The sequence below is a fragment of the Bradyrhizobium sp. ISRA436 genome (assembly GCF_029910015.1).
Lineage (GTDB): Bacteria > Pseudomonadota > Alphaproteobacteria > Rhizobiales > Xanthobacteraceae > Bradyrhizobium.
In genome coordinates this window covers 1,407,757-1,434,397 of record NZ_CP094519.1, presented here as the reverse complement: position 1 = coordinate 1,434,397, position 26,641 = coordinate 1,407,757, and the positions used below count along the sequence as shown (strand labels likewise).

Below are 26,641 nucleotides of genomic sequence, written 5' to 3'. Positions count from 1 at the left end.
AGAGACCCCATGACCGTCGCTGCGACCATTCGCATCCAGGAAGCCGACTTCGACGTTGCGCGGGAAATCGCCGCGCTCAGCGAAGGCCGCACCGATGTCGGCGCGGTCGTCAGCTTCAGCGGCATCTGCCGCGGCAGCGAGCAGGGCGAGCCGATCGCGGCACTGACGCTCGAACACTATCCAGGCATGGCGGAAGCCGAGATCGGCCGCCACGCCGACGAAGCGCTGGCGCGCTGGCCGCTGCAGGGCCTCACCATCATCCATCGCTTCGGGCGCATCGTGCCGGGCGAGAACATCGTGCTGGTGGTGACGGCCTCGGCGCACCGGCAGGCCGCGTTCGAGGCCGCCGAATTCTTGATGGACTATCTCAAGACCAACGCGCCATTCTGGAAGCGCGAGGAGAGCGCGCGCGGCGCGAGCTGGATCGAGGCGCGCGACCATGACGACACGGCCGCTGCGCGCTGGATCAAATCCTGATGGCCAAGCGCAGCAAAGTGACGGCGAAGCGTAGCCCTGCGGCGCCAAAGGCGCCCAGGGTCGGCGCGGGCGAGCTTCAGACCCTGTTCGATTTCGTGCGCTACGCAGTCAGCCGCTTCAATGCAGCAAAACTCGTGTTCGCACACGGCACCACCGATCCGGTGGCGGAGGCGGCCTTCCTGGTCTCAGAGACACTGCATCTCCATCCCGACCAGTTCGATAGCTTTGCCGGCGCGCGCGTCACTGCGGCCGAGGGCAAACAGATCCTCGACCTGATCGAGCGCCGCGTCGGCACGCGCAAGCCCGCGGCCTATCTCGTCAACAAGGTCTATATGCGCGGCCTGCCCTTCTATGTCGACGAGCGCACCATCGTGCCGCGCTCCTTCATCGGAGAGCTGCTCGACTCGCATTTCGGCGGCGACGAGGACGGCACTTCGCTGATCGGCGATCCCGCCGGGGTCGAAAGCGTGCTGGACCTGTGCACCGGCTCCGGGTGCCTCGCGATCCTAGCGAGCCGGAATTTCCCGAACGCCACGGTCGACGCTGTCGACGTTTCAAAGGACGCGCTCGAGGTCGCCGCGCGCAACGTCGCCGATCATGACCTCACGGATCGGCTGACGCTCTACCGCGGCGACCTGTTCAAGCCGCTGGGCGACAAACGTTACGATCTCATCATCTCCAACCCGCCCTATGTCGATGCCGAGGGCATGGCGTCGCTGCCGCGCGAGTGCCGCTCCGAGCCGCAGCTCGCCTTCGACGGCGGGCCGGACGGTCTCGATATCGTTCGGCGCATCCTCGATGAGGCCAAGCAGCACCTGACCCTGCAGGGCGGCTTGCTCTGCGAGATCGGCCGCGGCCGCGACAATCTCGAAGCCGCCTATCCGAACCTGCCGCTGCTCTGGCTCGACACCGAGGAGTCCGAGGGCGAGGTGTTCTGGATCGCCGCCGCGGATCTCTGATCCCGCGCGGCGGTCGCGCAGAAGCCTCGCGGGCGATGCGAAAATCGTGTGCAGCTCCAGCCGGTTCCCAACATCGCTGGCACGTCGAATCAACAATGGTGTTAAGGTTGTGGGATTGGGGAAGCTCGAACAGAGGGCGCGGGCGCGCGGCATGATTCGCATTTCGACGATCTTCATCGCTATCTGCATGGTGCTGGTCGCAGCCTCGCTCGGCTTTGTCCTGTATTCGGTGGCGGGCATCAGCGGATCGGAATCGGCGATCGTGGCGCTCACCGCCCTCACCTTCCTGATCCTCTACAACGCAGTCTCGATGCGGCTGCGCGACCGCAGCAACGTCGGCAGCCAGGTCGCCGATCTGTCGCGCGGCACCGCAGACCTTGCCCGTCAGGTCGCCGAATTCGGCCGGCGGCTGGCCGCGATCGAGGGCCGCGTCGCCTCGGCCAATTCCACCGGCACCGACCGGATGCAGGCCATGGCCGGCGAGATCAACGAGCTTGGCGGGCTCGTGAAGCAACTCGCCGCGTCCGTCGCCCACCACGAGGACCTGTTGGCCGCCGCTCCGGTGGCGCAGGCACCGGCAGCGCCGCGAGACAATCTGCTGCAGCCGCCCCCACAGGCCCCGGCCGTCGCCATGGCGCCCCAGCCGCCGGCGGCGCCGGCCGCCGCAATTCCACGGAGCCAGGGACAGCTCCTGGGCGCGGTCAAGAACGCGATCGAGGAGAACCGCCTCGACGTCTACCTGCAGCCGATGGTGACGCTGCCGCAGCGCAAGGTGCGCTACTATGAGGCGGTGATCCGGCTGCGCGACGAGCAGGACCAGATTCTGGCCGCCGACGATTTCATCGGCGTCGCCGAGGCCGGCGGCTTGATCGGCCGCATCGACTACACGGTGATGTTCCGCTGCGTCCAGGTGCTGCGCCGCCTGATGGTGCGCAACAAGGATGTCGGCGTGTTCTGCAACGTCTCGTCGGCGACACTGGCCAACCCCGCCCAATTCACGCAGTGCCTAGATTTCCTCGAGGCCAACCGCGCGCTGGCGCCCTCACTGGTGCTCGAGTTCAGGCAGTCGACGTTCCGCAATCTCGGCCCGACCGAGAGCGAAAACCTCGCGGCGCTGGCGCAACGCGGATACCGTTTCTCGATCGACCATGTCAGCGACCTCCGCCTCGAGCCGCGCGAACTCGCCGATCGCGGCGTGCGCTTCATCAAGGTGCCGGCCGCGCTTCTGCTCGACGCCGGGCAGGCCGCAAGCACCGACATCCATCCATCGGACCTGTCCGACCTGCTCGGCCGCTGCGGCATCGACCTGATCGCTGAACGGATCGAGGGCGAGCGCGCTGTGGTCGACCTGCTCGATTACGATGTCCGGTTCGGTCAGGGCTTCCTGTTCGCGCCGCCGCGGCCGTTGCGGCCGGAGGGGGCATCTGCTACCGCCGAGGCTTCTCAGACCAAGCCGCAGGATCTCGATGGCGCCAGCAATTCAGCAACCGTTTCAAGTCCCGCAGCGCCGCCGCGCGCGACCGGCAATGCCGCGCTGGCGCGCCGCGCGGTCGGCCCAAGCTAGCCGGCAGTCCGCGTCATGACCTCGCTGCGCTTCGTGGAGCGGCTGCGCGACCTCGTCGACGATGTCGACGTTGTACTGTCGGACATCTGGGGCGTCGTGCATAACGGGCTCGAATCCTTTCCCGAGGCCTGCGAGGCGTTGCACACGTTCCGCCAGAAGGGCGGCACCGTCATCCTGATCACGAACGCGCCGCGGCCGGCCGATTCCGTGCAGCGGCAGCTGCGCAAGCTCGGCGTCGCCGACGAGACCTACGACGCCATCGTGTCTTCAGGCGACCTGACGCGGCATTTCGTGGCCGACCATCCCGGCCAGAAGATCTACTGGGTCGGCCCGGAGCGCGACAGCTCGATCCATCGCGGCCTCGACGCCACTTTGGTGCCGCTGGAGCAGGCGGACTACATCATCTGCACCGGCCTGTTCGACGACGAGACGGAATCCGCCGAAGATTATCGCGAGACGCTGATGAAGGCGCTCGAGCGCAAGCTGACGCTGGTCTGCGCCAATCCGGATATCGTGGTCGAGCGTGGCGACCGCCTGATCTATTGCGCCGGAGCGATCGCCGAACTCTATCGCGAGCTCGGCGGCGAGGTGATCTTCTACGGCAAGCCGCACCGGCCGATCTATGAGCGCGCCATGGCGCTGGCCGCCGAGCGCAGCGGCCGGCCGGCCGAACGCTCGCGGGTGCTGGCGATCGGCGATTCCGTACGCACAGATCTTACCGGCGCGCATGGCTTCGGCATCGACCTCCTGTTCATCACGCGGGGCATCCATTCCGAGGAATTCGAGGGCATCGAGCAGCTCGACCCGGCCTCGGTGAAGGAGCTGTTCGGCCATCCGCCGCGCGCGCTGATGCGCGAGCTCAAGTGGTAGCGGCGCATCGCTGGAGCGCGCTGCCAAAATATCGAAAACAACCCCATGCAAAGGAGCCGGCGGCGACCGACGCTCGACCGGGCAACTTGACGCGTCGGGCAACTCAGGAATACTCTTCCAATATTCCGAAATCGTGCAGGCACCCTGGTATTGCAAGAAATCAAGCTGCCGAGGCGATCATGCGACTTTTGTTAGTCGGGCTTTTCTTTTGCGGATTTGCCACCGCGACCTTTGCCGATGAACACGAAGATTATCTGCAGGCCTACCGCGCATGTCAGGAGAAAGGCCTACCGACCATAGGCATGACCGAGGCGCAAGTGGAGGCAACGTGTTGGGGCAAGCCTGATCACATCTACAAGGTGCCCGACGGAAGAATCGGGTGGGTCTATCGAAAGGGATTTCTATTTTTTACCGATGGCAAGCTGTCAAACATTGCACCATGGCGTCACCGCGAAGGCTAGCTAATTCGGCCCTTGTGGCGTTTGCGCCATAATATCGCAAAGACGTGAATGCCCAGGACAAGCCCGGGCATGACGTGAATTTCAGTCGATGCGACGGACGAGCGTCTTACGCCGTCGCCATGTCCGGGAAGACCGCCTCGATCTTGGTCTTCAGCGTGGCGGCGTTGAACGGCTTGACGATGTAATTGTTCACACCGGCCTTCTTGGCCGCGATCACGTTCTCGGTCTTGGATTCCGCCGTGATCATGATGAAGGGCGTGGTGGCGAGATTGGGATCGGCGCGGACTTCCTTGAGCAGGTCGTAGCCGGTCATCGGCTCCATATTCCAGTCGGAAATAATCAGGCCGTATTTCTTGCCGCGCATCTTGTTCAGCGCAGCCGAGCCGTCGGAGGCATCGTCGATGTTCTCGAAGCCGAGCTGTTTGAGAAGATTCCGGATGATGCGGATCATGGTGTTGTAGTCATCAACCACCAGAACCGGCATGGACAAATCAACCGCCATCTCTTCCCCCAAACGACGCAAATTACGCTTCTGCGCGACCCGCAGCTCTCCGGCAACGACTAACAGCAGGCCTTAAACAGCGCGTTAACCGGCCGGAACCGGATTGTTACGGATTTGATGCAATCTTCGCCCGCTTGACTTCGAAGCCGCGGACACGTCACGGTCCGGCCCGCAACGATCATGCTTAAGAATGCTTGAAGAATCCCTGAAATGAGCACCGGCTTTACCGTTATCCGCGACAACACCCCAGCGAGCGCGATCCCGAGGGGCGCCGTGGTCGCAATGGGCAATTTCGATGGCGTCCATCTCGGCCATCGCGCCGTGATCGGCGCGGCGCTGGCGATGGGCAAAGCCCACGGCAAGCCGGCGCTGGCGGTAACCTTCGAGCCGCATCCGCGCAGCTTCTTCAGCCCGAACAGCCCGCAATTCCGTCTCACGGACGAGACCAACAAGCTGCGATTGCTCGCCGGGACCGGACTTGCCGGTGCCGTGGTTATGACCTTCGACAAGGCGCGTGCCGGCACCTCGGCGCACGACTTCATTCACCACGACCTGATCGAGCGGCTTGGCATCAGCGGGATAGCGGTCGGCTACGACTTCCATTTCGGCAAGGGGCGGGTCGGCTCGCCGAGCCTCCTCGTCAGCGAGGCGCCGCGGCTCGGAATCGAGGTCGACGTGCAGGCGCATGTCGACATCGAGGAGCGTCCGGTGTCCTCGAGCGCGATCCGCATGGCGCTCGCCGAAGGCCAGATCGCCGACGCCACCACCATGCTCGGCGCACCGTGGTTCGTCACCGGCGAGGTGGTCCACGGCGAGAAGCGCGGCCGCGATCTCGGCTACCCGACCGCCAATATCCGCCTCGACAAGCATTGCGGGCTGAAGCACGGCATCTATGCGGTGCGGGTCGGCCGCGGGTCTGAACGCTTCGACGGCGTCGCGAGCTTCGGCCGCCGTCCGACCTTCGACAACGGCGCGCCGCTGCTCGAAGTGTTCCTGTTCGATTTCAAGGGCGACCTCTACGGCAAGGTCCTTGATGTCGCATTCATCAGTTTCATTCGCGACGAGCTGAAATTCGACAGCATCGAGGCGTTGATACGCCAGATGGATGACGACAGCGCCAAGGCGCGCGCGGCATTGGCCGCGGCGCCGGACGCGTTCCCGAGGCTCGGAGTGATTGGTTGAACAAGACCGAGAAGCAGAAAATGCTCGCGGGCGAACTTTATCGCCCGGATGCAGAGCTCGCCGCCGACCACACCGCCGCCGAACAATGGATGGCGCGCTACAACGCTTCAGGCGCAGCGCAGGCTGCCGAACTCCATGCACTGCTTGCAGAGCGCTTCCGCAGCGTCGGCAGGGATGCCGTGATCCGGCCGCCGTTCTTCTGCGATTACGGCACCAATATCAGCCTCGGTGAGGGCGTGTTCCTCAACTTCAATTGCGTGATCCTCGACGTCGTCGAGGTGACGATCGGCGATCGCACCCAGATCGGACCCGCGGTCCAGATCTATACCGCCGACCATCCGCGCGACGCCGCAACCCGGCGCGCCGGACTGGAATTCGGCCGCCCGATCCGGATCGGCAGCGACGTCTGGATCGGCGGCGGTGCCATCATCCTGCCCGGCGTGACCATCGGCGATGGCGCCCTGATCGGCGCCGGCAGCGTGGTGACGCGGGACGTCGCGCCCGGCGCGACCGTGGCGGGCAATCCGGCCCGGCCGCGGCCGGGCTAGCGGCGTCCAGGAGGTCCGGCCTGCGGGCACCCCGGGGGCTTTGCGATTTGCCGCTCCGGCTGCTATGGAAACCCCATGTTTTCGCGGCGCATCATACGGATTAGCGGCCCGGCTTCCGCCTGAGCCTGAAGGCTCGGCGCAAGACCGGGACTTCGCCGTTTCACCCGCGATTGATCGCGTATCCGCGCCCGCACCTGCCAAATCAGAGCCTTTATGTCCGACAAGCCGCAAAAGACCGTCACTGCCGATTATTCAAAAACCCTCTATTTGCCGCAGACGGATTTCCCGATGCGCGCCGGCCTGCCGCAGCGCGAGCCGGAAATCCTGAAATACTGGAACGAGATCGGCCTCTACGAGAAGCTGCGCCAGACCGCCCAGGGCCGCGCCAAATTCGTGCTGCATGACGGCCCCCCCTATGCCAACGGCAACATCCACATCGGGCACGCGCTGAACAAGATCCTCAAGGACGTCGTGACCAAGAGCCAGCAGATGCTCGGCTTCGACTCCAACTACGTCCCGGGCTGGGACTGCCACGGCCTGCCGATCGAATGGAAGATCGAGGAGGAGAATTACCGCTCCAAGGGCAAGCAGAAGCCGGACTTCCGCGATTCCAGCGCGATGGTGGCGTTCCGCAAGGAGTGCCGCGCCTATGCGACGCACTGGATCAACGTGCAGCGCGAGGAGTTCAAGCGGCTCGGCATCATCGGCGACTGGGACCATCCCTATCAGACGATGAGCTATCCGGCGGAAGCCCAGATCGCCCGCGAGCTGATGAAGTTCGCCGCCAACGGCACGCTCTATCGCGGCTCCAAGCCCGTGATGTGGAGCGTGGTCGAGAAGACCGCGCTCGCCGAGGCCGAGGTCGAGTACGATGATTACACGTCGGACATGGTGTGGGTGAAATTCCCGATCACCTCGCCGGCGCATGGCGCGCTCGCCAATGCCTCCGTGGTGATCTGGACCACCACGCCGTGGACGTTGCCCGGCAACCGCGCCATCTCCTTCTCGCCGAAGATCGCCTACGGCCTCTACAGAGTGACCGACGCGCCGGCGGACAATTGGGCGAAGACCGGCGATCTCCTGATCCTGGCCGACACGCTCGCCGCGGAAGTGTTCAAGCAGGCGCGCGTCACGGCCTATGAGAAGGTACGCGACATTCCGGGCGACACGCTCGATGCCGTGGAATGCGCCCACCCGCTGCGCGGGTTCAACGGCGGCTACGAGTTCACCGTGCCGCTGCTCGCCGGCGAGCATGTCACCGACGACACCGGTACCGGCTTCGTGCACACCGCGCCGAGCCACGGCCGCGAGGACTTCGACGTCTGGACGGCCAATACCCGCGAGCTCGACGCCCGCGGCATCCCGACTGCGATCCCCTACACCGTCGACGAGAATGGCGCCTACACCGCGCAGGCCCCCGGCCTCACTGGAAAGCGCGTGCTCAACGACAAGGGCGAAAAAGGCGACGCCAACGACGCCGTGATCAAGGCGCTCATCGAGGCCGGGAAGCTGCTCGCGCGCGGCCGGCTGAAGCATCAATATCCGCATTCCTGGCGCTCCAAGAAGCCGGTGATCTTTCGCAACACGCCGCAATGGTTCATCGCGATGGACAAGGACATCGCCACAAACGGCCACGTCAAGAAGGGCGACACGCTGCGCGCCCGCGCGCTGCATGCGATCTCGGTCACCCAATGGGTGCCGCCGGCCGGCGAAAACCGCATCAACGGCATGATCGCGAACCGCCCCGACTGGGTGATCTCGCGCCAGCGCGCCTGGGGCGTGCCGATCGCCGTGTTCGTACGCGAGAAAGCTGACGGCTCGGCCGAGATCCTGCAGGACGAGGTGGTCAACCAGCGCATCACCGAGGCCTTCATGGAGGAAGGCGCCGACGCCTGGTACATGGAAGGCGCCCGCGAGCGCTTTCTCGGCTCGCGCGCCAACGAGGACTGGAAGAAGATCGACGACATCCTCGACGTCTGGTTCGATTCCGGCTCGACGCACGCTTTCGTGCTGGAGGACCGTCAGAACTTCCCGACGCTCGGCCACATCGTGCGCAAGGTCGATGGCGGCAACGATACGGTGATGTATCTGGAAGGAAGCGACCAGCATCGCGGCTGGTTCCACTCCTCGCTGCTGGAGAGCGCCGGCACGCGTGGACAGGCACCTTACGACATCGTGCTCACCCACGGTTTCACGCTCGACGAGAACGGCCGCAAGATGTCGAAGTCGCTCGGCAACACGGTCGAGCCGCAGAAGGTGATCAAGGATTCCGGCGCCGACATCCTGCGCCTGTGGGTCTGCGCCACCGACTATGCCGACGACCAGCGCATCGGCCCCGAGATCCTGAAGAACACCATCGAGACCTATCGCAAGCTGCGCAACACGATCCGCTGGATGCTCGGTACGCTGCACCACTTCAAGCAAGCTGAGAAGGTCGCCTATGCCGACATGCCCGAGCTCGAGCGGCTGATGCTGCACGAGCTTGCCGGCCAGGCCGAGATCGTCCGCAAGGCCTATGCCGAGTTCGACTACAAGACCGTGGTCGCAAGCCTCTCCGCCTTCATGAACGCCGAGCTGTCGGCCTTCTATTTCGATATCCGGAAAGACACGCTGTATTGCGATCCGCCGTCCTCGGTGGCGCGCAAGGCGGCGCTGACCACGATCGACATGCTGTGCGATGCGATCCTGAAATGGCTGGCGCCGGTGCTGAGCTTCACGACCGACGAAGCCTGGCGGATGTGCCGGCCGAAGGCCGAACCATCGGTGCACCTGACACAGTTTCCGGACGGTCTCGAGCAGTTCCGCGACGACAAGCTCGCCGCGAAGTGGGAGACCATCCGCAACGTGCGCCGCGTCGTCACCGGTGCGCTCGAGCTCGAACGCGCGGCCAAGAAGATCGGCTCGTCGCTCGAGGCGTCGCCGATCATTTACGTTGCCGACAGGGACACGCTGACAACGCTGTTCGATGTCGACCTGGCCGAAGTCTGCATCACCTCGAACTATGAGGTGCGCGAGGGCGAGGCGCCGGCCGGCGCGTTCCGTCTCGATGCCGTCCCCGGCGTCGCCGTGGTGGTCGAGAAGGCGGTCGGCACCAAATGCGCACGCTCGTGGAAGATCCTGCCAACGGTCGGCGCCGACCCCGAATATCCCGACGTCTCGCCGCGCGACGCGCAGGCGCTGCGTGAGTGGAAGGCCTTGGGAGTCACCGCTTGAGCTCTCCCGTTCGCGCCGGCGTGCTCGCGGCGATCGCGACGCTGATCGCCGACCAGGCCTCGAAGCTCTGGCTGCTGCACGTGTTCGACATCGCCCACCGCGGCGTTGTATCGGTGACGCCGTTCTTCGACCTGGTTCTCGCCTGGAATCCCGGGATCAGCTTCGGCTGGTTCCAGAGCGAAAGCCCGGCGGCCCAGATCGTCCTGATGGCGGTCAAGGCGGCGGCGGTGATCGCGCTGGCGGTCTGGATGGCGCGCTCGCGGACCTGGCTTGCCACGGTGGCGCTCGGCCTGATCATCGGCGGCGCGATCGGTAACGGGATCGACCGCTTCGCCTACGGCGCAGTGGTCGATTTTGCCCTGTTTCATGTCCAGATCGGCGAGAAAATCTTCAATTGGTACGTATTTAACCTCGCGGATGTGGCCATCGTTGTCGGCGTGGCAGTGCTATTGTATGATTCCGTGTTGGGGGTACCCGCCGCAAAAGCGCCCTGATCCCGGCCGATAGGAGCCGGTCGGCAGCAGACAGGCAGCATGCAGCGGAACTGTGCCTAAGCCAGTGAACGCTTTGCCGAATTTTTCAGATGGGAAGAGCGCGATGCGCAACACCAGAGCCCGCGATTACTTGATCCAGACGTCCCGGCCGGCGCTGCTGCGCGGCCTGCATCTGGCACTTGTTGCAGCCGGGATCGGCTTTGTCATGATGACGGGCCCCGTGCGCGCCGGCGATGGTGACGATGACGGTGACGACGGACTGACGTTCGAAGAACGGATCATCGACAATTTGATGACCGGCCTGGGCGCCAAGAGCGCTGCCAGCAAGGGCATCGACTACCGCGAACGCTCCCCACTGGTGGTTCCGCCGAACCTTGACCTGCCTCCACCGGCCTCCGCCGCGCAGCAAGCCGACGCGCCGAACTGGCCGAAGGACCCCGATGTTGCGAAGCGCAAGGCGATGATCGCGGCGCGCAAGAAGGAGGTCAAGAAAGAGCCGTGGCAGGAGGCTGTGCCGCTGACACAGGCTGAGATCGAGGCTGGCCGAAAGCAGCAGACGGCAACCGACAGCAAGGAGCCGATCGAGCCCGGCGTGACCAAGAATCCGTCGCTGATGCCGGACCAGCTCGGCTATACCGGCGGCCTGCTGGGCATGTTCAAGGGCAACAGCAGCGAGTCCAAACCGTTCAAGGGCGAGCCGACCCGCGAAACGTTGACCGAGCCGCCTCCGGGTTACCAGACGCCATCGTCGAACTATGCCTATGGCACCGGGCCGCAGAAGCCGCTGGCGAAAGAGGGCCAGTACGACGTCATGACCGGAAAGCCAATCCAATAATTGCGTGGCGTCGGCCGCTGGGCCTCACATGAGCAGAGCTTAATGCGGAGTGACGCTTGTCTCTCCGCTTCGTGACGAACGGCACGGGCAGTCCCGTGTACGATGGCGTGCTTTCGCGCCCTGACCGTGTGTCCGGGTTTCCATAAGGATCATGATGCCCTCACGTAGATCGATCGCCCTTCTCGCTGCCACGCTTATTTCGACCATCTCGTTGCCGGGCAGCGGCCTCCGCGCCCAGACCACGGTCACCTCGGAACGTCCCGCCAGCTTCACACTCGACAACGGCCTGCAGGTCGTGGTGATCCCCGATCACCGCACGCCCGTCGTCACGCAGATGATCTGGTACAAGGTCGGCTCCGCCGACGAGACGCCGGGCAAATCCGGGCTCGCGCATTTCCTCGAGCACCTGATGTTCAAGGGCACGGCCAAGCATCCGGCCGGCGAGTTTTCGCAGACGGTGCTGCGGGTCGGCGGCAATGAGAACGCGTTCACCTCGTTCGACTACACCGGCTACTTCCAGCGCGTGCCGCGCGAGCAGCTTCCCACCATGATGGAGTTCGAGGCCGACCGCATGACCGGCCTCATCCTCAAGGACGAGAACGTGCTGCCCGAGCGCGACGTGGTGCTCGAAGAATACAACATGCGCGTCGCCAACAATCCCGACGCGCGGCTGACCGAGCAGGTCATGGCCGCGCTCTACCTCAATCATCCCTATGGTCGCCCGGTGATCGGCTGGCACCAGGAGATCGAAAAGCTCGACCGCAAGGATGCGCTCGCTTTCTACAAGCGCTTCTACGCGCCGAACAACGCGATCCTGATCATCGCCGGCGACGTCGACGTCAAGGATGTCCGCCCGCTGGTGGAAAAGAATTTCGGCCCGATCCCGGCCCAGCATTCGATCGCCGAGAAGCGGATCCGGCCGCAGGAGCCGACGCCGGCGGCGCCGCGCACCGTCACGCTGTCCGATCCGCGCGTCGAGCAGCCCAGCCTGCGCCGCTACTATCTGGTGCCCTCGGCCACGACGGCGGCGGCCGGAGAAAGTCCCGCGCTCGACGTGCTCGCGCAGTTGATGGGCGGCGGAGCGAACTCCTATCTCTACCGCTCGCTGGTGATCGACCATGGGCTGGCGATCAGCACCGGGGCAGGCTACCAGGGCACGGCGCTCGACCCGTCCCAGTTCTCGATCTCGGTGACGCCGAAGCCCGGCGTCGAGTTTGCACAGATCGAAGAAGCGATCGACAAGGTGATCGCCGACCTCGCGCAGAACACTGCCAAGGCCGAGGACCTCGAGCGGGTCAAGACCCAGCTCATAGCGGAAGCGATCTACGCCCAGGACAATCAGGCGACGCTGGCACGCTGGTATGGCGGGGCACTGACCACGGGCCTGAGCATCGACGATATCAGGAGCTGGCCGGATCGCATCCGCGCCGTCACCGCCGAGCAGGTGCGCGCTGCCGCAGCCAAATGGCTGGACAAGAAGCGGTCGGTCACCGGCTATTTGATCAAGGATGCTGCCCCGAAACGCGAGGAGAAGCGCTCGTGACCTATACCATCACCCGCCGCACCGCGTTGATCGGCAGCGCCTGCACAGCGTTGCTGGCGCTGTCATCTGCACCCTCGCAGGCTGCCGCGAAGATCCAGCGCGTGGTGTCGCCCGGCGGCATCGAGGCCTGGTTTGTGCAGGACGCGACCGTCCCCCTGATCGCGATGGAGTATGCCTTCAGCGGCGGGGCAAGCCAGGATCCGACCGCCAAGCCCGGCGTGGGCAATTTGGTCGCCGACCTGCTCGACGAAGGCTCCGGCGATCTCGATTCCAAGACCTACCATGAGCGGCTCGACCGCCGCGCGATCGAGCTCAGCTTCCAGGCGACCCGCGATCACTTCCGCGGGTCGCTTCGCATGCTCAAGGACAACAAGGACGAGGCCTACGACCTGTTGCGGATGGCGCTGACCTCGCCGCACTTCGAGCCGGCCGACGTCGAACGCATCCGTGCCCAGGTCACCTCGACGCTCCGCCGCGAATCGACCAATCCGTCCTCGCTGGCCGGCCGCAAGTTCCTCGAAGTCGCGTTCGGCGATCACCCCTATGGCAGGGTCGCAACTGGCACGCTCGAGAGCGTGCCGAAGATCGAGATAGCGGATCTGAAGGATTACACGCGCCGAGTCATCGCCAGGGACACGCTGCGCATCGCCGTTGTCGGTGACGTCGCCCCTGACACGCTCGGCAAGCTGCTCGACAAGACCTTCGGCAGCCTGCCGGCCAAGGCCGAGCTGACCCCGGTTCCCGATGTCACGGCAACCAAGCCGCCGCAGCGCGCCCTCGTCCCGCTCGACGTGCCGCAGACCGTCGTCACCTTCGGCGGGCCCGGCATCCGCCGGCACGATCCGGACTTCATGGCGGCTTATGTGGTGAACCACATCCTCGGCGGCGGCGGGCTGTCGTCGCGGCTCTACAAGGAGGTGCGCGAGAAGCGCGGCCTGGCCTATACGATCTACGAAGCGCTGATCTGGATGGATCACTCCGCGCTGTTCATCGGTAATACCGGCACCCGCGCCGATCGCGCCGGCGAGACCGTCGACGCGCTCGAAGCCGAGGTCCGCCGGATTGCCGAGGAAGGCCCGACGCAGCAGGAGCTCGATGAGGCGAAGTCCTATCTGAAGGGCTCGCAAATGCTCGCACTCGACACGTCCTCCAAGCTGGCACAGGCAATGCTGCAGTATCAGCTCGACAAGCTGCCGATCGACTATATCGAGAGGCGCAACGCCATCGTCGATGCAGTGACGCTCGAGGATACCAAGCGGGTCGCCAAGAAGCTCTGGGGCGACGGCTTGCTCACCGTGATCGTCGGTCGCGTCCCGCAGGCGGCCGCCCAGCCGGTGTCGGCGCCGCCGAAGGCGAACTGAGGCGCTTTCGACGCGTCGGTTTTTCCACGCGCACCGGCCGCAGACGTACGTCCCCTGCATCAACACCACCCAAGCACGCGCAGCACAAACCGGCTATCCTGCGCCCGCCGATTCTTCCTCACCGGGTGATGCCATGCTGCGGGTGTCCCGCGACCTCTCGATCGATGAGAACGACATCGAGATCGTCTTCGTCCGCGCCTCCGGTCCGGGCGGGCAAAATGTCAACAAGGTCTCGACCGCAGCCCAGCTCCGCTTCGACACGCGCAAGGTCGCGCTGCCGCCGGATGCCGCGCAGCGGCTGGCGCGGCTGGCCGGCAGCCGCATGACCAAGGACGGCGAGATCGTGATCCAGGCCTATCGCTTTCGCACCCAGGAGCGAAACCGGGCGGATGCGATCGAGCGGCTGATCGAGATGTTGAAGGAGGCGCTGGTGCGGCCGACGCCGCGACGCCCGACCAAGCCAACGCTCGGCTCCAAACAGCGCCGGCTCGAAGGCAAGAAGCGGCGCAGCGACATCAAGGCGCGTCGCGGCGCCCGCGGCTTCGACGAGTGAACGGCGCGACCCGGATGCAGCGCGCGCAAGGCGCGCTGCATCCGGTGATCGTGCGCCAAGACGTGATGAGACTCGGTAGAGTCGTCATCACGTTTCAGCTGCGTGCTCAGGCAAGATCTTTTCGAAAGACCGCTAAACACTTTCGGATCATGCTTTAGTACTTCTTGGTTCCCGGCGCCGTAGCCCCGGAACCGGTCGCCTTGTGACCACCGGCGCCTGCACCGACGGTGCCCCGGGTGCCGCTCTTGGCAGCGACGCCGCCCTTCTCGGTCCCTACGCCAGTCTGCGCGTTGAGTTCATCGTCGGCTGCACCGGCGCCCGACGGTGCGCCCTGCATCGTGCCGGGGCTGCGGCCTTGCATGCCGGCGCCGGTCTGGCTCTGGGTCGACATGCCCTGTGCCAGTGCCGAGCCGGCAAAAAGTGCCGACACGGCAAACGCGACCGCGAATGTCTTCGCTGATTTCATCCATTGCTCCTGGATATTGCTCGCGCGGAACGGTTCGGCGGTTCTCAGCGCCGTCTGCTGCGCCGCACCTATCCCTTGCGCGTATTGACGATGTCGCAAACGACGCGTGCGCCATGCAAACTGCGTCGTGTGGAGATCGTGCAGGATTTTCGCGACCATTTCGCGGAATTGCGCTTCACATATGCGGCGCGATCGTCGACGCCGCCATCTTCTTGTCGTCTCACCGACAAGCAAGCCGCGCTTTGTTCGCGTGAAACAGCCGGCTACTACCACCGCGCACTGGCCCCGCCCTACAGTCCGCGCGACGCGTGGGAGCAACGGCGATGCAACACTCGGGGTGGACCGTCGGACTGGGATTTTGCAGCGCGTTGCTTGCAGTGCAAATCGCCGCTGCGCAAATGTCCCTGCCCGCCGCCAGGCCGCCTGACGGTCCGACGCTGTTCAAGCAGCAATGCGCGACATGCCACACCACCAACACCGCTGATCCCGTCCGGCAAGGGCCGTCGCTCTACAGGATCATCGGCCGCCATGCCGGCAAGGCCGACGGCTTCAAATATTCCGCGGGCTTCGCGAAGGCCGATTTCGTCTGGGACGACGCAAGGCTCAACGCCTGGCTGACCAATCCGCAAGCGGTGATCCCCGGCGCCGTGATGGCCTACCGGCAGGCCAGGCCCGAGATCCGCGCCATGATCATCGCCTACCTGAAGGAGCTGAACTGAATGGCGAAACCCGTGCACTCGATGATCCGCGTGTTCGACGAGGCGAAATCGCTCGACTTCTACAAGCGCGCCTTCGGCCTCGAGATCGCGGACAATCTGAGATTCCCCGACTTCGCACTGATCTACCTGCGCCATCCCTCCTCGCCCTTCGAGGTCGAGCTCACGGTCAATTTCGATCGCAAGGAGCCCTACACGCTCGGCGACGGCTACGGCCATCTCGCCGTCGTCGTCGACGACGTTGATGCCGAGCACGTGCGCTTCGAGAAGGAGAAACTGTCGCCCGGGCCGCTGCGCGACTTCAAGCATGACGGCAAGACGCTGGCGCGCTTCTTCTTCGTCTCCGATCCCGACGGCTACAAGATCGAGGTGATCCAGCGCGGCGGGCGGTTCGGTTAGAGCACAGCAATGACACAGATATAAATTGACGGAGGAAACCATGAGAGAAATCGATCGACGCAGCAAGTATGACCGGCGTGTCTTTCTCAAAGGCGCGGCCGCAACTGCACCGGCGGTCGCGATCGCGACCTCTACGGGACTTGGTGTCACCGATGCGTGGGCCGACGAGGCATCGACGCTGACGCCGGCAACGATGAAGACGTTGCTCAGGATGGCGCGCGACATCTATCCGCACGATATCCTCGCCGACAGCTACTACATCACGGCGGTCAAGCCGTGGGATGGCAAGGCGGCGAAGGACCCGGCCGTGAAATCGCTCATCAATGATGGCGTCGCCAGGCTCGATCAGGAAGCCAACGAGCGCCACAAGGTCCCCTACATCAATGTCCCCTGGGAGAACGAGCGCGTCGCGCTGCTGCAGCGGATCGAGCACAGCGACTTCTTCCAGAAGATCCGCGGCGACCTCATCGTCTCGCTCTACAACCAGAAAGAGGTCTGGCCGAAATTCGGCTACGAGGGCTCCTCCGCCGAGTATGGCGGCTACATCAAGCGCGGCTTCGCCGACATCGACTGGCTGCCGAAGGTCTAGGCGCCAGGAACGAAGGGGAGGAACATCATGGCAAAATTCGATTTGAACGACAGTGGCGTGGTCGTGATCGTCGGTTCGGGCGCCGGCGGCGGAACGCTCGGCAATGAGTTGGCGCAGAAGGGCATCAAGGTCGTGATCCTGGAGGCCGGCCCACGCATCGAGAACCAGGATTTCATCAACGACGAATGGGACAGCTTCAGCCAGCTCGCCTGGTCGGACATGCGCACGACCTCCGGAAGCTGGCGCGTCCACAAGGACTTTCCGAACATTCCGGCCTGGATCGTGAAGGCGGTCGGCGGTTCCACCGTTCATTGGGCGGGCGCCTCGCTGCGCTTCGACGAACACGAGTTCAGGATCAAGTCGGCCTACGGCAATATCCCCGGCGCCAACCTGCTGGATTGGCCGATCACGCTCGCCGAGATGGAGCCGTATTACGCCAAGGCCGAAGACAAGATGGGCGTGACGCGGACCAACGGCATCCCGGGATTGCCCGGCAACAATAATTTCAAGGTGCTGGAGGCGGGCGCGAAGAAGCTCGGCTACCAGGAAGTCCACACCGGGCGGATGGCGATCAACAGCCAGCCGCGCGATGGCCGCGGGTCCTGCCAGCAGATCGGCTTCTGCTTCCAGGGCTGCAAGTCCGGCGCCAAATGGTCGACGCTCTACACCGAGATCCCGAAGGGCGAGGCCACCGGCAATCTCGAGGTGCGTCCCGGCAGCATGGTGATCAAGATCGAGCACGATCAATCCGGCAAGGTCACCGGCGTGGTCTATGCCGACGCCACCGGCGCCATGCAGCGCCAGAAGGCCCGGGTGGTCGCGGTCGCCGGCAATTCGATCGAGAGCCCGCGGCTGCTGCTCAACAGCGCCTCGAACATGTTCCCGGACGGTCTGGCCAACTCATCCGGCCAGGTCGGCCGCAACTATATGCGGCACATGACCGGAAGCGTCTATGCCGTCTTCGAGAAGTCGGTGCACATGTATCGCGGCACCACGATGGCCGGCATCATCCGCGACGAGGCGAAGAACGATCCGAAACGCGGCTTCGTCGGCGGCTACGAGATGGAGACGCTGTCGCTCGGCCTGCCGTTCATGGCGGCGTTCCTCAATCCCGGCGCATGGGGACGCACCTTCACCAGCGCGATGGAAGGCTATCCGCGGATGGCCGGCATGTGGCTGGTCGGTGAGGACATGCCGCAGGAGACAAACCGCGTCACGCTGGATCCGAAGATCAAGGACAAGTTCGGCATGCCGGTCGCGAGCGTCCATTTCGACGACCATCCGAACGACGTTGCGATGCGAGAGCACGCCTACAAGCAGGGTGCCGCCGTCTACGAGGCCGTCGGCGCCACCGTGACCTACCCGACCCCACCCTATCCCTCGACCCACAACATGGGCACCAACCGGATGAGCGAAAAGCCGCGGGACGGCGTGGTCAACAAGTTCGGTCAGACCCACGACATCAAGAACCTGTTCATCTCGGATGGCAGCCAGTTCACCTCTGGCGCGGCCTGCAATCCGACGCTGACGATCGTATCGCTGGCGATCCGCCAGGCCGACACCATCGCCGGCGCGATGCAGCGAAAAGAAATCTAGTTCCCTCTGAACTCAAACGGCCTTGTCCTGCCTGGACAAGGCCGTTGTTTTTTGCGGGATGCGTCCAAACTCTATTCGGCAGCGTCGAGAATAGGCTGGCCCTGAAATTCAGGGACCGCCGTTGCACCCTGCGAGCGATAGATCAGGCAGCAGCAGCGCAGCAGCGAGGCGAAATTATTGACCTCGCCATGATGGTTGAGGACTTCGTCATAGAGCGTGGTGAGGAATTTCGCGAGGCTCATCCCCTCCTTCGCGGCAATCTCCTCCAGCGTGTCCCAGAACGACATTTCGAGCCGGATCGAGGTGCAATGGCCGCCAATCCGCAGTGACCGGGTCTGCGATTCATAATTGCGCTGCGGCTGGTGCGAGAACAAATGGCACATGGCTATCCTCCCAGTCGGATTATAATTTTTCTAAACGATATACCTGCGCGTCTGCCCCCACAATCGCCACGTAGGACGTACCCGATGGGACGATGAAGACCAGCGTCTTCAAGGCGATAGGCTGGCTCCATCCCCAGCTAAAGGCAGGCATTCGCAGCCCACCCCATGCATTTGCCGGCGCGTCCCTCTAAAATGGGTAAGGCTCGAATCTCCTCCTGAACCCGACCTCCATGCCCGTCCGCCAGCTTCCCGAACAGGTCGTCAATCGCATCGCCGCCGGCGAGGTGGTCGAGCGTCCCGCGAGCGTGGTCAAGGAGCTGGTCGAGAATGCGATCGACGCGGGCGCCAGCCGGATCGACATCTTCACCGATGGCGGCGGACGGCGCCGGATCGGCATCACCGACGACGGCAGCGGCATGACGCGCAGCGATCTTGCGCTTGCGGTCGATCGCCATGCGACCTCCAAGCTCGACGACGAGGACCTGCTCCGCATCCGGACGCTCGGATTCCGCGGCGAGGCGCTGCCGTCCATCGGCGCCGTCGCAAAACTCGGCATCACCACGCGCCATGCCAGCGAGCCGCACGCCTGGTCGCTATCGGTCGAAGGCGGCGAGAAGTCAGAGGTCATGCCGGCCGCGCTCGGCCAGGGCACCCGCGTCGAGGTCAACGATCTCTTCTATGCAACGCCGGCGCGGCTGAAATTCCTCAAGACCGACCGCACCGAGGCGGAAGCGATCCGCGAGGTGGTGCGGCGCCTGGCGATGGCGCGGCCCGACGTCGCCTTTACGCTCGCCGGCGAGGAGCGCGCGCCGGTCACCTGGGCCGCAGCACTGCCCGGCGCCGCGGGCCGGCTGACGCGGCTCGGCGACATCCTCGGCGCAGACTTCCGCAGTTGTGCCATCGAGGTGCGTTCCGAGCGCGAGGGCGTCGTGGTCGAGGGCTTTGCCGCAGCACCCTCGCTCACCCGCGCCAATGCGCTCGGGCAATATATGTTCGTCAATGGCCGTCCGGTCCGCGACAAGCTGATCCTCGGCGCAGTGCGCGCCGCCTATTCCGACTATCTGCCGCGCGATCGCCACCCGGTCGTCGCGCTGTTCGTGACCTGCGACCCGCAGGAGGTCGACGCCAACGTGCATCCGGCCAAGACCGAGGTGCGCTTCCGCAACGCCGGTCTGGTCCGCGCCTTGATCGTGCATGCTTTGAAGGATGGCCTCGCCCGCGAAGGCAAGCGCACTGCGGCCAACACCGATGGCGCGGCGCTGTCCGCGTTTCGCCCCGCGTTCATGCCGCCCCGCCCCGGCAATTGGGACTGGCGCAGCTCGCCATCATTCCCGGTCAATCCGATGCGCGCGTTCGACGGGGCGGCGACCGCCTTCGCCGAGCCCGGACAGGCCGCCTTCGACGTCGGCGCGCCGACCGCCGATGTGCGCTTCGAGGCAGCGCCCACGCCCGATCTGCTCGACCGTCCGCTCGGCGCCGCGCGGACCCAGATCCACGAGACCTACATCGTCTCGCAGACCCGCGACGGCCTTATTGTCGTTGACCAGCATGCCGCCCATGAGCGCATCGTCTATGAGAAGCTGAAGGCCTCGCTCGCGAAGAACGGCGTGCAGCGGCAGATCTTGCTGATCCCCGAGATCGTCGAGCTCGACGAGGCCACCGTCGAGAAGCTGCTCGATCGCGCCGAAGAGCTGGCGTCGTTCGGGCTCGCGATCGAATCCTTCGGTCCGGGCGCAGTCGCCGTGCGCGAAACGCCCTCGCTGCTCGGCAAGGCCAACGCGGCCGCCCTGTTGCGCGATCTCGCCGAGCACATGGCGGAGTGGGATCAGGCGCTGCCGCTCGAGCGGCGCCTGATGCATGTCGCCGCCACCATGGCCTGCCATGGCTCGGTCCGCGCCGGCCGACGCCTCAAGCCGGAAGAGATGAATGCGCTGCTGCGCGAGATGGAAGACACGCCGAATTCCGGCCAGTGCAACCATGGCCGCCCGACCTATGTCGAATTGAAGCTGAGCGATATCGAGAAACTGTTCGGGCGCAGGTAGCAACCCCATCCGCAACTGTCGTCGCCCGGCTTGACCGGGCGATCCAGTACGCCGCAGCCGTTGTGATCACATGAGAGGCCTCGGCGTACTGGATCACCCGCATTCGCGGGCGACGACAGCACAACAGACGGCAACATTACGCCTTTCGCATGAACACGAACTCGGTGTCGTCATACGCACGCCGCTCGAGTTCCTCAAAACCCTCGGGCGCCACGAACGCCGCGGCCTTCGCCTCCTCCACCACAAGCAGCGCGCCCGGCATCAGCCAGCCGCCGTCGCGCAGCGAGGCGAGCGCTTTCTCTGCCAGCCCCTTGCCGTAGGGCGGATCGAGAAACACCAGCGAGAACGGCTCGACCGGATGCGCCGGGCCGAGATCGGTGGCGTCGCGGCGGTAGACTTTTGTGACACCGCCAAGCCCCAGCGACTCGACATTGTTGCGCAACAACGCCCGCGCCTCGGCGCCGTTGTCGACGAACAGCGTGAACTTTGCCCCGCGCGAGACGGCCTCGATGCCAAGCGCACCAGTGCCGGCGAACAGGTCGAGCACGCGCGCGTCCTCGATCGGATTATCGTAGGCGTGGATGAGGATGTTGAACACGGACTCCCGCAGCCGGTCCGCGGTCGGCCGGATCTCGCGGCCCGACGGCGCGGCGAGATTGCGGCCCTTCAGTCGTCCCCCAACGACGCGCATTAGAATGCCCACATTGAGGCAGCACGGGCGGTGCGTTCCGTCCCTTGTGGGGGAGGGTTAGGGAGAGGGGTGCCGCACGGGAGGTCTGTGCAAGCGGTACGCCCTTCCCCAACCTCGAGAGCGAGCTCCGCTCGCCTCGGACCCCACAAGGGGGAAGGGAGCACGGCGTGCCACTCAGCAACCACCGCGGCAAAAAACGCGTGGCTCATTCCGGCCCCCTAGTCGTCCCGCGGCGTCAGATCGCGCTTGCCGTGATAACCGCGCTTGGGACGGCGTGGCGGGCCGTAGCCATTGGCCTCGTCCTCGTTGCGGGCGCGAGCCTCCTCGCTGCCGGTGCGCTGCACCAGCACGCGGCGGCCCTTGCGGTCGTTGATCACGGCCCTCTTGGCTGCCGGCTTGAACGGCTTCTTGCCGCCCGGCGCGCCGTCGCCGCCGGCCTCGCGCTGCTCCGGCCGGGTGAAATCGGCGCGCGCAAGCTTGGCGACCTTCTCGCCGAGCTGCTCGCACAGCACCCGCGTCTTGACCTCCTCGACCTGGCCCTCCTCGATTTCGCCAAGCTGGAACGGGCCGTAGGACACCCGGATCAGCCGGTTCACCTCGAGGCCGAGATGCGCCATGACATTACGCACCTCGCGGTTCTTGCCCTCGCGGATCGCGAACACCACCCAGACATTGGCGCCCTGGTCGCGCTCCAGCGTCGCATCGATCGGCCCGTATTTGACGCCGTCGACCTCGACACCCTTCTTCAGCTCGTCGAGCTGCGCCTGCGTCACCTCGCCATGCGCGCGCACGCGATAGCGCCGCAGCCATCCCGTGTCGGGCAATTCCAGCGTCCGCGCCAGGCCGCCGTCGTTGGTGAGCAGCAGCAGGCCCTCGGTGTTGAAGTCGAGCCGGCCGATCGAGATCAACCGCGGCAGGCCTTCCGGCAGATTGTCGAACACGGTCGGCCGCCCCTCGGGATCGGCATGCGTCGTCATCAGCCCGCGCGGCTTGTGATAGAGGAACAGCCGCGTCCGCTCGCGCGGCGGCAACGGTGCTCCATCCACGGCCACGACGTCGTTCGCCGTGACATCGAGCGCCGGCGAATTGATCACCCGCCCGTTCACGGTAACGCGGCCTTGCGTCACCATCTCCTCGGCGTCGCGGCGCGAGGCGAGACCGGCGCGGGCCAGCACCTTTGCGATCCGCTCGCCTGCTTTCTTCGGCTTCGGCTCGGGACGGCTGCGCCGGTCGTCGAAGGAGCGCTCGCGATACGCACCGCGTCCACCGAAGGCCGGGCGTTTCGCGAAAATCTTGCTGTCATCCTCATTGTCGCGGCGCGGACGGTCGGAGAAGCGGCCCTCGCTGCGCGGATGCTCCTGCCAGTCCATGCGGCCTTCGGGCCGCTCGCGCCTGCGCGGGCCGCCGCCCTCTTCATCGCGATTCCCGGAGTCGCCCTTGCGATCCCAGCGCGGCCGGCTGAACTTCGGCCGCTCGCGGAACGAACGGTCGCCCTGCTCGCGGTCGTCGCGAGACCTTGAAAAGCGCGGCCGATCATCGCCGCCGCGATCGTCGCGTGGCTTGCGCTCGCGCTTCTGCCAGGGCTTCTCGTCGCTGCGGTCGCGGCCTTCGAACTCGCGATCGCGCTTGAAACGCGGCCGGTCGCCAAAATCGCGACGCGGTGCATCGCCATCCTCGCGGCGGCGGAACGGCCGCCCTTCGCCCTTGTCGCCGAATGAGCGCTTGTCGCGATCGCCCCGCGAAAACTTCCTGTCGTCGAATTTGCGCTCGCCGCGCGGCGCGTAGGAGCGCTTCTCACCGTCGCGTTCACCGCGCGGCGTATAGGGACGCTTCTCGCGATCGCGATCGCCATGGGGGCGCTTGTCGCCGAACTTCTTGTCGGAGAAGCGTCCCGCGGGCCGTCCACCGCGTTCGCCGCGCGGGGCCCGATCGTCACGATCGAAATCGCGCCGCTCGCCGCGCGGCTTGAACGCGCGATTCTCGCTATCGTCGCGCTTGAAGCGCGGCCGGTCGCCGTAATCGCGGCGCGGCGCATCACCGTCCTCGCGGCGGCGGAACGGCCGGCCTTCGCCCTTATCGCCGAACGACCGCTTGTCGCGATCACCCCTGCCGCCAAAGCTGCGCTTGCCGAACGGCTTGTCGGAGCCGCCACGGCCAGCAGAGCGGCCCTTGCCGGGGCCGCCTCGATCACGCCGGCCGCGCGGGGAGTCGTTGTGTTTGTCGCTGTCGCGGGGCATGAATGGTCTCGCCTGAAGGTTCTATTGGAGCGGGCAACCGGGCGATACGCGCGCCATTTGGGGCGCGACTGGCGCAAAGCCGGCATCCACTTTTGCTGAAGGCGACGGTACTAGCAGGTTTCTTCGGATGATACGAGGCATGTCAGCCCCTTCTTTCATGGATTTGGCGCTGGAAACCGCCGAAAATGCCGGAAAAGCGGGCGAAGTTCCGATCGGATGCGTGATTGTGCGGGGCTACGAGGTGATCGCCAAGGCCGGCAACCGCACGCTGACCGATCGCGACCCGACGGCGCATGCGGAAATCCTGGCGATCCGGCAGGCTGCCGAGGCGGTCGGCACCGAGCGGCTGGTCGACTGCGACCTCTACGTGACGCTTGAGCCCTGCACCATGTGCGCCGGCGCCATCTCGTTTGCCCGCATCCGCAGGCTCTATTACGGCGCCGCCGACCCCAAGGGCGGCGCGGTCGAGTCCGGCGTGCGGTTCTTCGCGCAGCCGACCTGCCACCACGTACCCGAGGTCTATGGCGCCGTCGGCGAGACCGAGGCCGCGGCGCTGCTGAAGGATTTTTTCCGGGCGCGGCGGTGACCCGTAGATGGGGTAACGGGTCCCCGTCGCCCTTCGAGACGCCCGCTATGCGGGCTCCTCCAGCGACAACGGCATAGCCGTTGCGCGGGGGTGACGGTCGACGAGCTGCACTACGCCGCCAGGAAAAACTCCCGCAGCAGCTTTGCCGTCGCATCCGGAGCTTCCTCGGTGAGAAAATGCCCGGAGTCCACCGGCGCACCGCTGACATTGGTGGCCCAGTTCTTCCAGGTGTCGAGCGGCGTGGTTGCGGCGCTGGCAACCCCGGCGTCGCCCCACAGCGCCAGCATCGGGATCGTGATCTTGTTGCCGGCGTCGACATCGGCCTTGTCGATCTCATAATCGGCATAGGCGCCGGCGCGATAGTCCTCGCACATCGCGTGAATGCGCGCGGGATCGCGGAACGGCGCGAGATAGTGCTCGAGCGCACGCGGATCGATGGCATCGAGTGTCTTGCTCTTGGTCTGGCTCGCCATCTTCTCCTTAAGGAAGAATTCGCCCTGACCCGAGATCAGTGTCTCCGGCAACGGATGAGGCTGTGCCAGAAACGCCCAATGGTAGATCTTCAGCGCGGACAGCCGGTTGATCTTCTGCCAGTAATCATAGGTCGGCGCGATATCGAGCACTGCGAGCTTCGACAGCCGGCCGGGATGATCGAGGGCCAGGCGGTATGAGACGCGGCCGCCGCGGTCGTGGCCGGCCAGCGCGAAATGCACGTGGCCGAGTTGCTCCATCACCTCGACCATGGTCTTCGCCCAGGCCCGCTTGGTGTAGGGCGTATGGTTCTTGTCACTGTCGGGCATGTCAGACCAGCCGTAGCCCGGCAGGTCGGCGATGATCAGTGTGAACTTATCATCGAGATCAGGCGCGACCTGGTGCCACATCACATGCGTCGAGGAGAAACCGTGCAGCAACAGCAATGGCGGGCCCTTGCCGCCGACGCGGGCGAAGATGCGCCCTTGCGAGGTATTGATCCATTCGGAGGCATAGCCGGGAAAAAGATCAGCGAGATCGGACATCGGTAGCTCCTTCCCTTCGCGGCGCGCTGCTTCAAACTTTGTTTGGCGTTGCCGCTGGCTCAGGCGGGGTTTATGCCATCCCCGCGCCCAAGCAACAACAACACGAAAACGAGGAAGTGCCATGTCGATTGATTTCGAGATTCCGGCCGAAGCCAAGGCGATCCGTGAGAAGGTTCGCAAATTCGTGCACGATGAGTGCATTCCCGCGGAAAAGGAGCTGGATACCAAGCCGCTCGCCGACGTGCTCGCCCCGCTGCGGAAGAAGGCCCGCGCGCAGGGCCTGTGGTGCCCGTTCGTGCCGAAGGAGTACGGCGGTATGGGGCTCGGCCCGCTGGCGAACGCGCTGGTGCAGATGGAGCTCGGCGAAAGCATGCTCGGCGCGTTGGCACTGAACACGCAGGGCCCCGATGACGCCTCGATGATGACGATCCTGGCGCACGGCACGGAGTACCAGAAGGAGAAGTTCCTCAAGCCGCTGCTGAACGGCGAAAAGCGCATCTGCTTCTCGATGACGGAGAAGGCCGCCGGCGCCGACGCCACCGGCATGCAGACCACCGCCGTGAAGGACGGCAACGAGAACTACATCCTCAACGGCGAGAAATGGTTCTCCTCGTCGGCCAGCGTCGCCGACCTCGCGCTGGTGATGGCGAAGACCGATCCGAACGCGCCGCGCCACAAGCAGTACTCGACCTTCATCGTCGAGCTGCCGACCCCCGGCTACCGCATCAAGCGCAACGTGCCGAACATGGCCATCGAGGGGCCGCATGACGACGTCATCCATGGCGGCCATTCCGAGATCGAGATCAGGGACCTGAAGGTGCCCGCGGACAATCTGCTCGGCGGCGAGGGCAACGGCTTCAACATGGGCCAGCACCGCCTCGCCTACGGCCGGCTGCGCCACGGCATGCACAACGTCGCCAAGGCGCAGCGCGCGCTCGACATGGCGGTCGCCCACGTCACCAAGCGCTCGACCTTCGGCTCGCCCTTGGCCGACCGCCAGGCGGTGCAGTTCATGCTCGCCGACTGCGCCAGCGAGCTCTATATCGGTCGGCTGATGCTGCTGCACATCGCCTACAAGGCGGAGAAGGGTCTCGACATCAGGCAGGAAAATTCGATCGCGAAGATTTTCCATGCGCATATGGTGCACAAGGTGATCGACACCGCGATCCAGCTCCACGGCGCGCTCGGTTACAGCCAGGATACGCCGCTCGCGAAATGGTACACACAGGTGCGCTCGCAGCGGCTGGTCGACGGCCCCGACGAGGTGCACAAGTGGAAGATCGGCAAGAACGTCATCAAGGCATTCCGCGAGCACGGCACCACGGCAAGCGCGGCGGGCGGAGATTTGCTGTAATCTA

At 65.1% G+C, this 26,641-nt stretch carries 26 protein-coding genes; 20 read left to right on the top strand and 6 right to left on the bottom strand.

The window, feature by feature from the left end; genetic code table 11:
* Positions 1-9: 9 nt before the first annotated feature.
* The 5 genes from MTX23_RS06860 (at position 10) to MTX23_RS06840 (ending at position 4,331) form a co-directional block, all read left to right on the top strand.
* Positions 10-477 (top strand): molybdenum cofactor biosynthesis protein MoaE, encoded by a 468-nt coding sequence (locus MTX23_RS06860; RefSeq protein WP_280975867.1) that lies wholly within the window; start codon positions 10-12, stop codon positions 475-477.
* Positions 477-1,436, top strand: coding sequence for a 50S ribosomal protein L3 N(5)-glutamine methyltransferase (gene prmB, locus MTX23_RS06855; RefSeq protein ID WP_280975866.1), 960 nt, complete (start codon positions 477-479; stop codon positions 1,434-1,436). Before MTX23_RS06860 ends, prmB begins: the two co-directional genes overlap by 1 nt.
* Before the next feature lie 151 nt (positions 1,437-1,587).
* Positions 1,588-3,000: an EAL domain-containing protein gene (locus MTX23_RS06850; RefSeq protein WP_280975865.1), complete on the top strand. Its 1,413-nt coding sequence runs from the start codon at positions 1,588-1,590 to the stop codon at positions 2,998-3,000.
* A 15-nt stretch (positions 3,001-3,015) separates the two neighbouring features.
* The gene (locus MTX23_RS06845) at positions 3,016-3,870 is read left to right on the top strand and encodes a TIGR01459 family HAD-type hydrolase (protein WP_280975864.1); all 855 of its coding nucleotides are present in this window, start codon (positions 3,016-3,018) and stop codon (positions 3,868-3,870) included.
* Positions 3,864-4,331 (top strand): hypothetical protein, encoded by a 468-nt coding sequence (locus MTX23_RS06840; RefSeq protein ID WP_280975863.1) that lies wholly within the window; start codon positions 3,864-3,866, stop codon positions 4,329-4,331. Before MTX23_RS06845 ends, MTX23_RS06840 begins: the two co-directional genes overlap by 7 nt.
* Before the next feature lie 106 nt (positions 4,332-4,437).
* Here the strand turns inward: MTX23_RS06840 and MTX23_RS06835 are convergent, their stop codons facing one another.
* Positions 4,438-4,833 (bottom strand): response regulator, encoded by a 396-nt coding sequence (locus MTX23_RS06835; protein WP_280975862.1) that lies wholly within the window; start codon positions 4,831-4,833, stop codon positions 4,438-4,440.
* Positions 4,834-5,043: 210 nt separating this feature from the next.
* Between MTX23_RS06835 and MTX23_RS06830 the strand changes: the two genes are divergently transcribed.
* From MTX23_RS06830 to arfB, 8 genes are all read left to right on the top strand, one after another.
* Positions 5,044-6,015 (top strand): bifunctional riboflavin kinase/FAD synthetase, encoded by a 972-nt coding sequence (locus MTX23_RS06830; protein ID WP_280975861.1) that lies wholly within the window; start codon positions 5,044-5,046, stop codon positions 6,013-6,015.
* Positions 6,012-6,563, top strand: a complete 552-nt coding sequence (locus MTX23_RS06825; RefSeq protein ID WP_280975860.1) for a sugar O-acetyltransferase — start codon at positions 6,012-6,014, stop codon at positions 6,561-6,563. The genes MTX23_RS06830 and MTX23_RS06825 overlap by 4 nt, the downstream gene beginning before the upstream one ends.
* Before the next feature lie 213 nt (positions 6,564-6,776).
* A complete protein-coding gene (ileS, locus tag MTX23_RS06820) occupies positions 6,777-9,776 on the top strand; it encodes an isoleucine--tRNA ligase (RefSeq protein WP_280975859.1) in 3,000 nt (999 codons plus the stop codon).
* Positions 9,773-10,270 carry a signal peptidase II gene (gene lspA, locus MTX23_RS06815; protein WP_280975858.1) on the top strand — a complete coding sequence of 166 codons (498 nt, stop codon included), beginning with the start codon at positions 9,773-9,775 and terminating at the stop codon, positions 10,268-10,270. Before ileS ends, lspA begins: the two co-directional genes overlap by 4 nt.
* Before the next feature lie 103 nt (positions 10,271-10,373).
* On the top strand, positions 10,374-11,105 hold the full coding sequence (locus MTX23_RS06810) for a hypothetical protein (RefSeq protein WP_280975857.1): 732 nt from the start codon (positions 10,374-10,376) through the stop codon (positions 11,103-11,105).
* A gap of 151 nt (positions 11,106-11,256) precedes the next feature.
* Positions 11,257-12,648, top strand: coding sequence for a pitrilysin family protein (locus MTX23_RS06805; protein ID WP_280975856.1), 1,392 nt, complete (start codon positions 11,257-11,259; stop codon positions 12,646-12,648).
* Positions 12,645-14,009, top strand: coding sequence for a pitrilysin family protein (locus tag MTX23_RS06800; protein WP_280975855.1), 1,365 nt, complete (start codon positions 12,645-12,647; stop codon positions 14,007-14,009). Before MTX23_RS06805 ends, MTX23_RS06800 begins: the two co-directional genes overlap by 4 nt.
* Positions 14,010-14,142: 133 nt before the next feature.
* Entirely contained in the window at positions 14,143-14,562 is a 420-nt protein-coding gene (gene arfB, locus MTX23_RS06795; RefSeq protein WP_280975854.1) for an alternative ribosome rescue aminoacyl-tRNA hydrolase ArfB, read from the top strand.
* Positions 14,563-14,716: 154 nt separating this feature from the next.
* Here the strand turns inward: arfB and MTX23_RS06790 are convergent, their stop codons facing one another.
* Complete coding sequence (locus MTX23_RS06790; protein ID WP_280975853.1) at positions 14,717-15,028, bottom strand: hypothetical protein; 312 nt, start codon at positions 15,026-15,028, stop codon at positions 14,717-14,719.
* Between the two features lie 398 nt (positions 15,029-15,426).
* On the opposite strand from MTX23_RS06790, the gene MTX23_RS06785 reads away from it, so the two are divergent.
* Genes MTX23_RS06785 through MTX23_RS06770 form a run of 4 tightly spaced genes read left to right on the top strand, consistent with a single transcriptional unit; the run spans position 15,427 to position 18,328 of the window.
* The gene (locus MTX23_RS06785) at positions 15,427-15,747 is read left to right on the top strand and encodes a c-type cytochrome (RefSeq protein ID WP_280975852.1); all 321 of its coding nucleotides are present in this window, start codon (positions 15,427-15,429) and stop codon (positions 15,745-15,747) included.
* Positions 15,748-16,143 (top strand): VOC family protein, encoded by a 396-nt coding sequence (locus MTX23_RS06780; protein ID WP_280975851.1) that lies wholly within the window; start codon positions 15,748-15,750, stop codon positions 16,141-16,143.
* A gap of 40 nt (positions 16,144-16,183) precedes the next feature.
* A complete protein-coding gene (locus MTX23_RS06775; RefSeq protein ID WP_280975850.1) occupies positions 16,184-16,732 on the top strand; it encodes a gluconate 2-dehydrogenase subunit 3 family protein in 549 nt (182 codons plus the stop codon).
* Positions 16,733-16,759: 27 nt separating this feature from the next.
* Positions 16,760-18,328: a GMC family oxidoreductase gene (locus MTX23_RS06770; protein WP_280975849.1), complete on the top strand. Its 1,569-nt coding sequence runs from the start codon at positions 16,760-16,762 to the stop codon at positions 18,326-18,328.
* A 71-nt stretch (positions 18,329-18,399) separates the two neighbouring features.
* Here MTX23_RS06770 and MTX23_RS06765 read toward each other — a convergent pair whose 3' ends face one another.
* Positions 18,400-18,711 carry a ribbon-helix-helix domain-containing protein gene (locus MTX23_RS06765; protein ID WP_280975848.1) on the bottom strand — a complete coding sequence of 104 codons (312 nt, stop codon included), beginning with the start codon at positions 18,709-18,711 and terminating at the stop codon, positions 18,400-18,402.
* Positions 18,712-18,941: 230 nt separating this feature from the next.
* On the opposite strand from MTX23_RS06765, the gene mutL reads away from it, so the two are divergent.
* Positions 18,942-20,753 carry a DNA mismatch repair endonuclease MutL gene (mutL, locus tag MTX23_RS06760; protein WP_280975847.1) on the top strand — a complete coding sequence of 604 codons (1,812 nt, stop codon included), beginning with the start codon at positions 18,942-18,944 and terminating at the stop codon, positions 20,751-20,753.
* Positions 20,754-20,889: 136 nt separating this feature from the next.
* On the opposite strand, the gene rsmD is transcribed toward mutL, so the two are convergent.
* Together rsmD and MTX23_RS06750 are read right to left on the bottom strand one after the other, a co-directional pair.
* Positions 20,890-21,444 (bottom strand): 16S rRNA (guanine(966)-N(2))-methyltransferase RsmD, encoded by a 555-nt coding sequence (rsmD, locus tag MTX23_RS06755; protein ID WP_280975846.1) that lies wholly within the window; start codon positions 21,442-21,444, stop codon positions 20,890-20,892.
* A 218-nt stretch (positions 21,445-21,662) separates the two neighbouring features.
* The gene (locus MTX23_RS06750) at positions 21,663-23,681 is read right to left on the bottom strand and encodes a pseudouridine synthase (protein WP_280975845.1); all 2,019 of its coding nucleotides are present in this window, start codon (positions 23,679-23,681) and stop codon (positions 21,663-21,665) included.
* Positions 23,682-23,820: 139 nt separating this feature from the next.
* On the opposite strand from MTX23_RS06750, the gene MTX23_RS06745 reads away from it, so the two are divergent.
* Positions 23,821-24,267 carry a nucleoside deaminase gene (locus tag MTX23_RS06745; protein ID WP_280975844.1) on the top strand — a complete coding sequence of 149 codons (447 nt, stop codon included), beginning with the start codon at positions 23,821-23,823 and terminating at the stop codon, positions 24,265-24,267.
* Between the two features lie 110 nt (positions 24,268-24,377).
* On the opposite strand, the gene MTX23_RS06740 is transcribed toward MTX23_RS06745, so the two are convergent.
* Positions 24,378-25,283 (bottom strand): alpha/beta hydrolase, encoded by a 906-nt coding sequence (locus tag MTX23_RS06740; RefSeq protein WP_280975843.1) that lies wholly within the window; start codon positions 25,281-25,283, stop codon positions 24,378-24,380.
* Positions 25,284-25,404: 121 nt separating this feature from the next.
* On the opposite strand from MTX23_RS06740, the gene MTX23_RS06735 reads away from it, so the two are divergent.
* Positions 25,405-26,637, top strand: coding sequence for an acyl-CoA dehydrogenase family protein (locus tag MTX23_RS06735; protein WP_280975842.1), 1,233 nt, complete (start codon positions 25,405-25,407; stop codon positions 26,635-26,637).
* Positions 26,638-26,641 lie beyond the last annotated feature (4 nt).

Coding starts and splice junctions, on each gene's coding strand:
- MTX23_RS06860 (WP_280975867.1), top strand. CDS start 10: ATGACCGTCGCTGCGACCATTCGCATCCAGGAAGCCGACTTCGACGTT.
- prmB (WP_280975866.1), top strand. CDS start 477: ATGGCCAAGCGCAGCAAAGTGACGGCGAAGCGTAGCCCTGCGGCGCCA.
- MTX23_RS06850 (WP_280975865.1), top strand. CDS start 1,588: ATGATTCGCATTTCGACGATCTTCATCGCTATCTGCATGGTGCTGGTC.
- MTX23_RS06845 (WP_280975864.1), top strand. CDS start 3,016: ATGACCTCGCTGCGCTTCGTGGAGCGGCTGCGCGACCTCGTCGACGAT.
- MTX23_RS06835 (WP_280975862.1), bottom strand. CDS start 4,833: ATGGCGGTTGATTTGTCCATGCCGGTTCTGGTGGTTGATGACTACAAC.
- MTX23_RS06830 (WP_280975861.1), top strand. CDS start 5,044: ATGAGCACCGGCTTTACCGTTATCCGCGACAACACCCCAGCGAGCGCG.
- ileS (WP_280975859.1), top strand. CDS start 6,777: ATGTCCGACAAGCCGCAAAAGACCGTCACTGCCGATTATTCAAAAACC.
- MTX23_RS06810 (WP_280975857.1), top strand. CDS start 10,374: ATGCGCAACACCAGAGCCCGCGATTACTTGATCCAGACGTCCCGGCCG.
- MTX23_RS06805 (WP_280975856.1), top strand. CDS start 11,257: ATGATGCCCTCACGTAGATCGATCGCCCTTCTCGCTGCCACGCTTATT.
- arfB (WP_280975854.1), top strand. CDS start 14,143: ATGCTGCGGGTGTCCCGCGACCTCTCGATCGATGAGAACGACATCGAG.
- MTX23_RS06790 (WP_280975853.1), bottom strand. CDS start 15,028: ATGAAATCAGCGAAGACATTCGCGGTCGCGTTTGCCGTGTCGGCACTT.
- MTX23_RS06785 (WP_280975852.1), top strand. CDS start 15,427: ATGTCCCTGCCCGCCGCCAGGCCGCCTGACGGTCCGACGCTGTTCAAG.
- MTX23_RS06780 (WP_280975851.1), top strand. CDS start 15,748: ATGGCGAAACCCGTGCACTCGATGATCCGCGTGTTCGACGAGGCGAAA.
- MTX23_RS06775 (WP_280975850.1), top strand. CDS start 16,184: ATGAGAGAAATCGATCGACGCAGCAAGTATGACCGGCGTGTCTTTCTC.
- MTX23_RS06770 (WP_280975849.1), top strand. CDS start 16,760: ATGGCAAAATTCGATTTGAACGACAGTGGCGTGGTCGTGATCGTCGGT.
- MTX23_RS06765 (WP_280975848.1), bottom strand. CDS start 18,711: ATGTGCCATTTGTTCTCGCACCAGCCGCAGCGCAATTATGAATCGCAG.
- mutL (WP_280975847.1), top strand. CDS start 18,942: ATGCCCGTCCGCCAGCTTCCCGAACAGGTCGTCAATCGCATCGCCGCC.
- rsmD (WP_280975846.1), bottom strand. CDS start 21,444: ATGCGCGTCGTTGGGGGACGACTGAAGGGCCGCAATCTCGCCGCGCCG.
- MTX23_RS06750 (WP_280975845.1), bottom strand. CDS start 23,681: ATGCCCCGCGACAGCGACAAACACAACGACTCCCCGCGCGGCCGGCGT.
- MTX23_RS06745 (WP_280975844.1), top strand. CDS start 23,821: ATGTCAGCCCCTTCTTTCATGGATTTGGCGCTGGAAACCGCCGAAAAT.
- MTX23_RS06740 (WP_280975843.1), bottom strand. CDS start 25,283: ATGTCCGATCTCGCTGATCTTTTTCCCGGCTATGCCTCCGAATGGATC.
- MTX23_RS06735 (WP_280975842.1), top strand. CDS start 25,405: ATGTCGATTGATTTCGAGATTCCGGCCGAAGCCAAGGCGATCCGTGAG.